12 protein-coding genes are annotated in these 11,609 nt (G+C 68.0%); all 12 read left to right on the forward strand.

Annotated elements, in window-relative coordinates:
- Positions 1-274 precede the first annotated feature (274 nt).
- The 12 genes from pilM to rpsI all read left to right on the forward strand — a co-directional run bounded on the left by pilM (position 275) and on the right by rpsI (position 11,574).
- Complete coding sequence (gene pilM / locus ASF71_RS07375) at positions 275-1,453, forward strand: type IV pilus assembly protein PilM (RefSeq protein ID WP_056297376.1); 1,179 nt, start codon at positions 275-277, stop codon at positions 1,451-1,453.
- Complete coding sequence (locus tag ASF71_RS07380; RefSeq protein ID WP_056297379.1) at positions 1,446-2,153, forward strand: hypothetical protein; 708 nt, start codon at positions 1,446-1,448, stop codon at positions 2,151-2,153. The genes pilM and ASF71_RS07380 overlap by 8 nt, the downstream gene beginning before the upstream one ends.
- Positions 2,143-2,772 carry a GspMb/PilO family protein gene (locus tag ASF71_RS07385; RefSeq protein ID WP_056297382.1) on the forward strand — a complete coding sequence of 210 codons (630 nt, stop codon included), beginning with the start codon at positions 2,143-2,145 and terminating at the stop codon, positions 2,770-2,772. Before ASF71_RS07380 ends, ASF71_RS07385 begins: the two co-directional genes overlap by 11 nt.
- A complete protein-coding gene (locus ASF71_RS07390; protein ID WP_056297385.1) occupies positions 2,769-4,085 on the forward strand; it encodes a hypothetical protein in 1,317 nt (438 codons plus the stop codon). Before ASF71_RS07385 ends, ASF71_RS07390 begins: the two co-directional genes overlap by 4 nt.
- Positions 4,086-4,088: 3 nt before the next feature.
- On the forward strand, positions 4,089-6,134 hold the full coding sequence (locus tag ASF71_RS07395; protein WP_056297389.1) for a secretin N-terminal domain-containing protein: 2,046 nt from the start codon (positions 4,089-4,091) through the stop codon (positions 6,132-6,134).
- A 112-nt stretch (positions 6,135-6,246) separates the two neighbouring features.
- Positions 6,247-7,395, forward strand: a complete 1,149-nt coding sequence (aroC, locus tag ASF71_RS07400; RefSeq protein WP_056297392.1) for a chorismate synthase — start codon at positions 6,247-6,249, stop codon at positions 7,393-7,395.
- Between the two features lie 152 nt (positions 7,396-7,547).
- Positions 7,548-8,174: a shikimate kinase gene (locus ASF71_RS07405; RefSeq protein ID WP_369814979.1), complete on the forward strand. Its 627-nt coding sequence runs from the start codon at positions 7,548-7,550 to the stop codon at positions 8,172-8,174.
- Entirely contained in the window at positions 8,161-9,234 is a 1,074-nt protein-coding gene (gene aroB / locus ASF71_RS07410; RefSeq protein ID WP_056297396.1) for a 3-dehydroquinate synthase, read from the forward strand. Before ASF71_RS07405 ends, aroB begins: the two co-directional genes overlap by 14 nt.
- A 44-nt stretch (positions 9,235-9,278) precedes the next feature.
- Positions 9,279-9,740 carry a type II 3-dehydroquinate dehydratase gene (gene aroQ / locus ASF71_RS07415; protein WP_056297399.1) on the forward strand — a complete coding sequence of 154 codons (462 nt, stop codon included), beginning with the start codon at positions 9,279-9,281 and terminating at the stop codon, positions 9,738-9,740.
- Positions 9,737-10,594, forward strand: coding sequence for an alpha/beta hydrolase (locus ASF71_RS07420; protein WP_056297406.1), 858 nt, complete (start codon positions 9,737-9,739; stop codon positions 10,592-10,594). The genes aroQ and ASF71_RS07420 overlap by 4 nt, the downstream gene beginning before the upstream one ends.
- Positions 10,595-10,744: 150 nt before the next feature.
- A complete protein-coding gene (gene rplM / locus ASF71_RS07425) occupies positions 10,745-11,170 on the forward strand; it encodes a 50S ribosomal protein L13 (protein WP_056297409.1) in 426 nt (141 codons plus the stop codon).
- Between the two features lie 2 nt (positions 11,171-11,172).
- Entirely contained in the window at positions 11,173-11,574 is a 402-nt protein-coding gene (gene rpsI, locus ASF71_RS07430; protein WP_056297412.1) for a 30S ribosomal protein S9, read from the forward strand.
- The last annotated feature ends 35 nt before the right edge of the window (positions 11,575-11,609 follow it).

Genomic DNA, 11,609 nt, shown 5'->3' on the forward strand with positions numbered 1-11,609 from the left:
TGAAGGCCACGCTGGTCCTCCGATGTGGCTCCGTGAAAATCCCGTCCAGATCGGTCTTTCTGGTTTTGTCCACGGAGGCGACTCCCCCCATCTGGGTGGTCAGAGTTTCGTAAGTGGGCAGGTGATTGCATGGAGGCAGAGCAGGGTGCGCAGTCGGCCTTCATCTTTGGACCGTTCCACTTCCCCCACCGGGGGCAAAGGGGCGGCTGTGAGAGAACCGGCCGCCTCACAACGTGAGAAAACTCTAAACTCTGCGCGTCTTTTCGGAGGAATCATGTCGAGTTTCATCAACCGCCTATTACAGTCGCGCCCGGCGGCGATCGGGGTCGAGATCGGCACCAGCGCCATCAAGGTGGTCGCGCTGCGCGCAGGGTCGCCGCCCTCGCTGCAGCACGCCGTCATGATCCCGACGCCCATCGGCAGCATGCGCGACGGCCTGGTGGTCGAGCCGCAGGCGGTGGCGACCGAGCTCAAGAACCTGCTTGCCGAGCACCGCATCACCACACGCTACGCCGTGACGGCCGTGCCCAACCAGTCGGCGGTCACGCGCAACATCATGGTGCCCAAGATGGACCGCAAGGACCTTCAGGAAGCCATCAAATGGGAGGCGGAGAAGTACATCCCGTATCCCATTGACGACGTGAGCCTCGACTACGACCTGCTCGACGACCCCGCCACCGTGCCGGAAAACGGCCAGATGGAGGTGGTCGTCGCCGCCGCTCCGACCGAGGCCGTCGCGCGGCAGGTCGAGGTCCTGCGCCTCGCAGGCCTGGAGCCGACTGTCATCGACCTCAAGAGCTTCGCGGCGCTTCGCGCCCTGCGCGGCAACCTGCTAGGCGAGCACCTCACCAAGAGCACCCTGACAGGCACCCGCTACACCGAGGCCGGCGAGGTGGCCCTCGTCATCGAGATCGGCGCGAGCAGCAGCGTCATCAACCTGGTGCGCGGCGAGCGCGTCTTGCTGACCCGCAACATCGGTGTGGCGGCCGATGACTTCACCACGGCGCTGCAAAAGGCCTTCGACCTCGATTTCTCGGCGGCCGAGGACATCAAGCTGGGCTACGCGACCGCCACCACGCCCACCGAGGACGAAGAGGACCTGCTGAACTTCGACATGAGCCGCGAGCAGTACAGTCCCGCGCGCGTGTTCGAGGTCGTGCGCCCGGTGCTGGGCGACCTGATCACCGAGATCCGGCGCTCGCTGGAGTATTACCGCGTGCAGAGCGGCGACGTGGTCATCGACCGGACCTTCCTGGCCGGCGGCGGCGCGAAGATGCGCGGTCTTCCGGCGGCCATCAGCGACGCGCTGGGCTTCCGGGTCGAGGTCGCCAGCCCCTGGCTGACGGTGCAGACCGACCAGGCGGGCGTGGACACCGGATACCTGCAGGCCAACGCCCCCGAGTTCACGGTGCCGCTGGGACTGGCGCTGCGCGGGGTGATCGGCCGTGGTTGAAATCAACCTGCTGCCCGCGCAGTACCGCAAACAGTCGCAGCCCGGCGTCTGGAAATACGCCACCTGGGCGCTGCTGCCGGTGGCGGCCGTGACCATGCTCAGCCTGTGGCTGGCGACCGCCTCGCAGGCCGGCGGACTGCAGCGCGAGATCGACGCGGTGCAGGGCAACATCGACACCCTGACCCCGGCCAAGCAGGAGCGCGACCGTCTCGCCGCCCGCCAGCAGGAACTCGAGCAGGTGACGACGGTCGCCCAGGCCCTGCGGGACCAGAAGACCTACTGGTCAAACGACCTGGCATCGTTCAGCACCCAGCTCGCGTCCGCGCCCGGCGTGTCGGTCAGCAGCCTGACGATGCGCACGCTGGACGCCGGTGCCCTGGCGACCAGTCAGGGTGCCGGCATCTACACCGGCAAGAATGTGCGCCGCGAACTGGACCTGTCCGGCGCGGCCTCCAGTCAGCAGGCGGTGATCAATTTCCTGAATACCTACGAAAACGACCCCGACTTCGGTGTGAACTTCAAGAGCCTCCAGCGTAATCCGCAGACTGGGAACTACACCTTTGCGGCGACGGTGGGCGTGGTCGGCCCAGCCGTGAGTGCGGTCGCTCCGGTGGGCGCCCCCGGAGCCGCCACGCCGGCCCCAGCGGGAGAAGCGGCCCCGGCCGCGCCGTCTTCCACAGGAGGTAGCGATGTTCGCTAAGCTCGCGCCGCAGTACCTCTTTGCACTGGCCGCTGCGCTGTTCGTGGCTGTGTTGGCCCTGTTCTACACCCTGGTCATCCAGCCCAAGTACACCCAGATTGCGGCGCTGCGTGACGACCTCTCGGCCCGGCAGCTCACCGAGACGCAGTACCGCTCGGCGTCGGCGGCCGTGCCGGCCCTGCGGACGACCGTCGCGCGTCTGGAGACCGAGCGCAGCGAATTTTTGCGGGCCCTGCCGCCGACCACCCGCTTTGCCCAGGTCGTCGACCAGTTGCGGGCGAACGTGAACGCGGCCGGTGCGGAGATGGGCAACCTGAGCTTTAACCCGGCGGCCACGGGGGGCGTGACCCTGCCGGCCGGCGTGCGCTCGGTGGGCATCACCATGAGCGTCAGCGGCACCTTCCCGCAGCTGTTTCAGGTGTTGCGGAGCCTGGAAACCCAGAACCGCTTCACGACCGTCAGCACGCTCGGTCTGCAGCTGCCGACCGCCACGAGCTTCAATCCGCCGCTGGAAGGGGCGCTGGGCCTCACGGTCTACACCTACGACGTGGCGCAGACCGGAGCGGCCGTGCCCGCCTCCGCCAGCACGGCCGCTCCGGCCGCTGGAGGAACGCCATGAAGGCGCCGCTGAAGGCCCCCGGCCTGACCCTCACGCGTGAGATGAAACTGGTCCTGATTCTGCTGCTGATGGTGGCCCTGATCGGCGGCTGGTTCGTGCTCACCAACCGCTCGACCCCGGACCCTGTGGCCGTGACGCCGGCCGCGCAGCCGGAAGCGGGCCAGCCGGCTTCCGGGACCACAGGCGAGTCCACCCAGACGGGCGAGACTGGCACTGGTGCGGCGGCCACGACCACCCCACTGGCGACCGGCGGCCAGATTGAAGTCGCCACGCTCCCGCCCTTCCCGGTGCCGGATACGGCGACCAGCGTGGCTGTCACGCCCACTCCCGGCGGGATCAACCCTGACCAGTCGCTGCTCACCCTGGGCGCCAGCAATCCCTTCCGGCCGCTGCAGCTCGCGCCAACCGAGGGTGGAACGCCGGCCGGTGCCCAGAGCGCCGGCAGCCAGACAGCGAGCCAGCCGGCGGAACCCCAGGCTACGGGCACTCAGGCCACCGGCCCGATCACTGTGCCTGAGCAGACTGCGTCGGTCGCCAGTGTGCCCGCCCAGACGGCACCTGTGCGGGTAACGCCCATTCCGGCGACGCGTGAACCGGTCGCCGCCAACCCGGTCGGGGGCGCAGTGCCCATCACCCGCCTGCCTGGTACCGGCAGCAGCACCGGGAGTGTCGTGGCCACCGTCTCGCCCATTTCGGGCGGCGCCCTGCCCACCGTCACGATTCCTGGCGCCAATGCAGGGACCCGTCCGGCGAACGCGGCCAACGGCGCGGCCGTCGCGTCCAGCCCGGCGACGAACCGGCCCACGACCAACCCGGCTGCGACCACTCCGGCGACCACGGCACCAGCCGCTACGCCCGAACCCATCGTGCCGCCCATCGCCGGGGTCACGGCGCCGCGTGAGACCGGCACGGGCTCCGCCAGTGTCACGGCTCAGAACGGCGCCCAGACGGGCAGCGCTCAGGCAGCGGCGGCAGGCAACAGTGAATCGGCGACCACCTCGGCCCCCCAGGTCATCACCCAGCTCGGTCAGGGCAACCCGACGGGCGCTGCGGACGTGGCTGTCACCTCTACGGCTCCTGCGGCGACGACTACAGCGCTCGACCGCGTCCTGGCCGACCGGAGTATCAACCTCGATGGCGCGGTGCTGGGCCCAGTCAACACGGCTGTCTTCCGTACAAGCGGCGGCTTCGTGGTCGTCTCGGTAGGCCAGACCCTTCCCGACACCGAAGTGGTGCTCCGGGAAGTGACGGCCACCACCGCCACCCTGGCGCTGGGTAACAACGTCAAAACTCTGCAACTGGAACAAAGGTGAGCCATGAATAAACGACACGTCTTCCTCCTGACCGCCGTTCTCGGCATGGCCGCCGCCCAGGGCACGTCGACCGCTCCGGCGATTACCGGCATCACTTCTGCCCCCGCCACCGTCGCGGCTGCCGATCCTCAGCTTAGCCAGGCCAGCGTGACCATCGAGATGGGGAACTACTCGGGGCCGTTGTCGAGCCTGCTCGCGGCGGTGTCTAAGGCAGCGGGCTATGGCCTGATCCTTGACGTCAACGTAGACCTTCTTCAAGGCGGCGTGGGCGCGGTCGACACGGGTGCAGCGGCGACCGGTACGGCTGCAGCCGCGGCCCCCGGCACGACGGGGCGTCCTCTGGTGTATTCCTTCCAGAACAAGCCCTTCAATCAGGTCTGGCCACTGCTCATGGACGTGTATGGGCTGAGCTATGAGGTCGTGCAGGTGGGGGGACAGCCGGTCCTGCGGGTCGGCAATGCGCCGATTCAGCGCATCGTGAAATTGCAGAACGCCGACGCGGTGCAGCTCACCAATCAGGTGAAGCTGTTCTTCGGGACGCCCACCTACAACGAGGTGGCGCAGCGGGACGCGCAGGGCAACACCGTGGGTGTAACTCGGAGCTTGGTGGATGTCAAACTCGACTCGCCCACCCTACGGATCGTGCCCGACTTGCGGAGTAACAGTGTGGTCGTGCGCGGTACCAACCGCGAGGTCGGCGAGGTGAGCCGGCTGCTTGCTCAGCTCGATGTGGCTCCGTCGGCTCCAAATACCAGCAGCGCCAATACCAATGTTCAGACCGTGCAGCGGGTGTATACCGTGCGGGGACAGCAGGCTGATATCAGCTCGCTGCTGGCAGCCCAGTACCCCAACCTGCGCGTGACCCCGGTCGGGCAGACCGGGCAACTCGTCCTGACAGGTCCACAGAACCAGATCGACGCTGCGCTGGGTCTGCTTGGACAGGTGGACCGCGAAACGGTCGTTGCAGTGAGCGCACAGACTGTGCAGCGCGTCTTTCAGCTCGTGAACGCCAGCGCCGAGGAGGTCAAGGCCACCCTGGAAGGCACTCTGGCGCGCGACCTGACCCCGGTGACCCAGCCTCTGGCCAACGTGCCGGTCAACGCCACCGACGCCAGCGGCAACGCCGTGACTGTGACTGTGCCGACGAGCCCGACGACCGCCGGACAGGCTGCGCAGACCCAGGCGGCTGCGGCTGCCGGTGCGGCTGCCACGGCCGCCCAGACGGGCAACGGCGCGACCATCATCGCCGACCGCCGCACCAACAGCATCATCGTACGGGGCTCTTCTGCTCAGGTCGCACAGATCGCCGATCTGATTCCTCAGCTTGATCAGGTCGTGCCGCAGATCAACGTTCAGGTACGCATTCAGGAGGTCAGCGATCAGGCACTGCGCACGCTCGGGCTCGACTGGAAGGTGGGCTTCGGGGGGTTCAACGTCTCGGTGGGGAGTGGTGGCCTGGGGGCGGCCTTCGACCCTACGCGCAGTCTGGTAGGCTTCAATATCTTCCCGACCCTCACTGCTCTCGAAAACCAGAGTCTTACTAAGCGTGTCTACGACGGTAGTATCACTATGCAGAGTGGACAGCGGTCGCTAACGTCGGCCGGCGGTGCGCAAAATGCTTCAAGCAACGCGGCAGCTAACATCAAGAGTGGCGGACGTATTGAAATCAATATCCCGTCTAGTGCGGGGAATATCGTCCGACAGATCGATTACGGCGTGAACCTGGACTTCTTTGATCCCCAGGTATCCCCTGATGGTACGATAACGCTGCGAGTTCGGGGGCAGGTCAATCAGCCGGACAACATCCCTACTACCGGTGTGCCCAATATCCTGAACTTCACTAACAGCGAGGCTCAGAGTACGATCACCTTCAAGAATGGACAGACCATTTTGATGAGTGGCTTGATGGGAACCAACGAGACCCGTACGAACTCGGGTGTGCCCTTCCTGAGCACGCTGCCAGTCGTAGGGGCCGCTTTTGGAAAGCAGACCACCAATCGCACCCAGACGCAGCTCATGGTGATCATCACCGGCAACGTCGTGCGTTGAAGCTCCATCACGGGCGGGCACCTTCCGGCGACGGGGGTGCCCAACCTTTTGATGGCCGGGCTGTGTGGGCAGCCCACGCAGGCTCACAGGGGCGCGGCGCTAGAGTCCGGGGATGAGGTACCTGACCGCTGGAGAATCGCACGGGCCGCAGTTGACGGCCATTTTGGAGGGGCTGCCGTCGCAGTTGCCGCTCGGCAAAGCCGACATCGACCCTTGGCTCAAGAAGCGTCAGGGGGGCTATGGCCGGGGGCGGCGCATGGTCATCGAATCCGACGAGGCCGAGATCCTGAGCGGCGTGCGGGCCGGACGCACGACGGGCGCGCCCATCACGCTGGCGATCGCCAACAAGGACCACCGCAACTGGACTGAGATTATGTCGCCCGAGTCGGGCGGCGAGCCGCGCAAGAAGGCCCTCACCGACGCCCGTCCCGGCCACGCCGATCTCACGGGGGGGGTCAAGTACCGCCACAAGGACCTGCGCGACGTGCTGGAGCGCGCCAGCGCCCGCGAGACGGCGGCGCGGGTGGCTGTGGGCAGTGTGGCCCTCAAGCTCCTCTCCGAACTGGGGGTGGAGGGCGCCAACTACGTCTCCAGCTTGGCAGGCATCGAGACGCGCCAGGCCTTCTCGTGGGACGCCCTGGATGCCATCGAGGACAGTGACCTGCGCACTCCCGACGCCGCCGCCGCCGAGCAGATGCGGGAGCGTATCGACCAGGCCAAGAAGGACGGCGACACCCTGGGCGGCATCCTGGAGGTGCGTTTCCGAGGTCTGCCGGTGGGTCTGGGCAGCTTCGTGCACTCCGACCGCAAACTCGACGGCAAGATCGCCCAGGCCGCGCTCAGCGTGCAGGCGATGAAGGGGGTGGAGATCGGCCGCGCCTTCGAGAACGCGGTAAAGCCGGGCAGCAGTGTCCACGACGCGGTGTATTACCGTGGGGGCACCTACGCCCGCGACACCAACGGTGCGGGCGGCCTGGAAGCGGGGATGACCAACGGGGAAGAGTTGATCGTGCGCGTGGCCATGAAGCCCATCGCCACCCTGATGAAACCGTTGCCGACCGTGAACGTCGTCTCGCATGAGCCCTCCGACGCGGCCCGCGAACGCAGCGACACAACCGCCGTGCCCGCTGCCGGGGTCATCCTGCAATGCGTGATCGGCTGGGTGCTGGCCGAGGCGATGCTCGAGAAGTTTGGCGGCGATACCCTGCCCGAGCTGCAGGAACGGGTGGCGGCGGCGCGGGCCTTCGCCGGGGCGTACTGAACGCCGTGGACCTCCGTACGCCCGGAGGCCCCTCCGGCAGTCACGTCGGTGCCTCCGTTCCGGCGTCCACTCTGGGGGCCGAGGTCGAGCGCGCCCTGGGGGCCGAACTGCAGGAGGACGCGCAGGACAGGACCGACCTTCACCATTCTCCTGTGGGAAGCGTCATGTCTGCGGAGGGTGATTCGTCTAGACTGTCGGATATGTCAACGACGGGCCTCATCGAACGGCCGGTCAGCTGGGTGGCGCTGGCAGGCTTCATGGGCACCGGCAAGAGCCGCATCGGCTGGGAACTCAGCCGCGCGCTCGCCCTGCATTTCGTGGATACCGACAAGCTGATCACCCGTGTGGTCGGCAAGAGCATCCCCGAGGTCTTCGCGGAGGAAGGCGAAAGCTATTTCCGCGCCTGCGAGCGCGAGGTGGTGGGACGGGTCACGCGGCTCGACCACGCGGTCATCAGTCTGGGGGGCGGCACCTTCATCCACGAGGAAAACCGCCACTCGCTGCTGGAACGCGGTCCGGTGGTCGTACTGTGGGCCACTCCCGAGACGGTCTACCAGCGCACCAAGCACAGCGACCGGCCTCTTCTCAGTGCCGCCGATCCGCTGGCCCGTATCCGCACGCTGATGGACGAGCGCGAGGGCGTGTACCGCCAGGGCACCATTCATGTCCACAGCGACGGCCGTCCCTCGGAGGAGATCGTGGCCGAGGTCATCGAGCGGCTGTGGCACTGGTCGGACCTGCACGCCCCCGAAGACTGGAACAGCCGTGCGGCGGATTGAGGTCGGCGCCGGTGGCGCGGCGGCGCCTTACGTGGTCATGGTCGGCCCCGGCCTGCTGGAGACGCTGGTGGTCCCGCACCGCCATGTCGCCCTGATCCATCCCGAAGACCTGCCCCCGGAGTTCGTGGCGCGTGTGCAGGCGCGGCTGCGGCCGGTGGTAACAGTCGCCGTACCCGCCCGCGACGACTGCAAGACGCTGGCGGTCATGGCCGGGGTGCTCTCGCGGCTCGCGGCGGCGGCTATTCCGCGTGACGGCGCAGTGGTGGGTCTGGGCGGCGGTGCGGCAACCGATCTGGCCGGGTTCGTGGCAGCGAGCTACCTGCGCGGCGTGGCCTTCTATACCCTGCCAACCACGCTGCTGGGCATGGTGGACGCGGCGGTGGGCGGCAAGACCGGGGTCAACCTGCCAGAGGGCAAAAACCTGGTCGGGGCCTTCTGGCCGCCGCGCGCCGTGTGGTGCGATACGGACACACTGGCGACCTTACCCCCCGCCGTCTTTCGCGAAGGGGCGGCCGAGGCCTTCAAGCACGGCTTGATCCAGAACCCCAGCCTGCTTCCGCGCGTGTTGGACCCCGAGTTCCGGCCCGGCGGCGCGCTCCTGGAGGCCACGGTGGCCGACGCCGTCGCCGTCAAGGCGGGTGTCGTCACCCGTGATCTCACGGAACAGGGCGAGCGCGCCTTCCTGAACTTCGGTCACACGCTGGCGCACGCCCTGGAAGCCGTGACGGACCACGCCGTTCCCCACGGCGAGGCGGTCGCCTACGGCATGCACTACGCCGCCCGCCTGAGCCGCGCGCAGGGGGAGGCCGATCTGACGGCGCATACGCTGGAGTTCCTGCGCTGGCAGCAGCCCACACCCCTTCCCGCCCTGACCTACGACGCGGTAGCTCCCTATATGGCCCGGGACAAGAAGGCCGACGCACAGGGCGTGCGCTTCGTGCTGTTGCAGGGGCTTGCCCAGCCCTACCTGGCGCGGGTACCGGAAGCTGTCCTGCGGAGTGAATTTGCCGGGTGGCTGGAGGACGTGGCGGGCGGCCTCCGGGACGTGCCTGAGGCGTAGCGCCCGACCTGTCTCCGGGGCGCAGCGACCCCGTATCCTGAAGCATGTTTCTCGTCTTGAACGGCCCGAACCTCAATCGCCTCGGCCTGCGGGAGCCGGGAGTGTACGGCGAGCAGACGCTCGAAGACCTGGAGCGGCAGTGCGAGGCCTGGGGGGCGGAGCTGGGGGTGGCCGTCACCTGCCGCCAGAGCAACTTCGAGGGCCAGCTGCTGGAGTGGATTCACGAGGCCCAGGAGCAGGGTTTCACCGGCGTCGTCATCAACCCCGGTGCGTTGACGCACTACAGCTACGCCCTGCGAGACGCTATCGCCGGGCAGCCGCTGCCGGTGGTCGAGGTCCACATCAGCAACGTGGACGCCCGCGAGGAATTCCGGCACCACTCGGTCACGGCGGCCGTGTGCCGGGGCAAGATCAGCGGCCTGGGCTTCGCGGGCTACCGGCTGGCGATGGACTACCTCACCGAGCTCCTCTCGCCTGAAGACGGCCCGGCCCTGGGCGCCCCGTGAGCTGGCGGCCCTACGGGTTGCGGGAGGGCAGCACCGTCACCGGTACGCTGCTGGAGTGGCCCGGCCTGGGGGACGCGCAGCACGCTCCCCGCACGGTCCTGGCGTGGCTGCCGCCCTCGTACCACGAGGAGCCGGACCGCCACTATCCGGTGATCTACTTTCACGATGGCCAGAACGTGTTCGACGCGGCGACGAGCAACAGCGGCGAGTGGGAGGCCGACGAGACCCTGACCCGGCTGGCCGGGGAGGGCCTGGAGGCCATAGCCGTCGGTGTTCCGCACGGCGGCGAGCGGCGGTTCTTCGAGTACAGCCCCGCCGCCGTTCAGGCCCCGGACCTGCCGGAGGGGGGAGGGGCCGACGCCTACGTCGCCTACCTCGTGGATACGGTCAAGGCCCTCGTCGACAGCTCGTTCCGGACCCGCCCGGAGCCGCAGTACACGGTCACGGTCGGCAGCAGCATGGGCGCGGTGGTCAGCCTGCACGCCCTGCTGACCCGTCCGGACGTGTTCGGCCACGCGGGGCTGCTCAGCCCGGCCTTCTGGACTGGCGGCGACTTCTCCCTGGAGCAGGCGCGGCACTCGCCCACGCCGTCCGGGCGCGTCTGGGTGGATGTGGGGGGCCGAGAGAGCGAGCAGCCCGGCCGCGCCGAGGCATACCTGCGGGACGCCCAGACCCTGGCCGAGGTGCTGCGCGCCGGAGGCATGGGGGACCGGGCCGCGTTCCTGACCGATCCCCAGGCCATCCACCACGAGTCGGCGTGGGCCGCGCGGCTGCCGGCGGCCCTGCGCTTCCTGCTGGGAGGCCCAGTTCAGGAGGCCGCGTCGCCGGGCACGGCCGCGCCGCTTGCTCCCTGACCCGGGTGTCTGGTACACTCGCCTTTAGTGTCTCGTGCTTGGTAGAGCCGGGATGACCGGGCAGGCGACCCGGACACGCATGCGGTTTCCCCCCGGTTATTCGTGGGGCGTGTCGAACCCCAAATCCCAATCCCCCGACGGAGTTTTACGGTGAAAACCTATATCCCCCAAAACGACGAGCAGAACTGGATCGTGGTTGATGCGACCAACGTGCCGCTGGGCCGCCTCGCCACCCTGATCGCCAGCCGCATCCGTGGCAAGCACCGCCCCGACTTCACGCCCAACATCATTCAGGGCGACTTCGTGGTCGTGCTCAACGCTGCTCAGGTCGCCCTGACCGGCAACAAGCTCGACGGCAAGGTCTACACCCGCTACACCGGCTACCAGGGCGGTCTCAAGACCGAAACCGCCCGTCAGGCGCTGGCCAAGCACCCCGAGCGCGTGATCGAGCACGCCGTGTTCGGCATGCTGCCCAAGGGCCGCCAGGGCCGCGCGATGCACAGCCGCCTGAAGGTCTACGCGGGCGCCACCCACCCGCACGCCGCCCAGAAGCCCCAGACCCTGGAGGTCAAGTAAGCATGGCCGTCAACCAACCTGAACAGTTCTACGGCACCGGCCGCCGCAAGGCCGCCGTCGCCCGCGTCTTCCTGCGCCCCGGCGAAGGCAAGATCGTGGTGAACGGCAAGGAGTTCCAGACCTACTTCCTGGGCCTGCTGCGCGCGTTCCACGCCCTTCAGGCGTTCCGTGAAACCGGCACCGCCGGCCGCTATGACGCCGTGATCACCGTGACGGGCGGCGGCCCCACCGGCCAGATCGACGCCATTAAGCTCGGCATCGCCCGCGCCCTGCTCAAGGTCAACCCCGACTTCCGTGCCCAGCTCAAGCCCAAGGGCCTGCTGACCCGCGACTCCCGCGAAGTCGAGCGCAAGAAGTACGGCCTCAAGAAGGCCCGCCGCGCGCCTCAGTTCAGCAAGCGCTGAACCCCACCGCGTCGAGATGCCCCCTGGCCTGTGCC

Origin of the sequence: Deinococcus sp. Leaf326 (assembly GCF_001424185.1) — a bacterium.
Lineage (GTDB): Bacteria > Deinococcota > Deinococci > Deinococcales > Deinococcaceae > Deinococcus.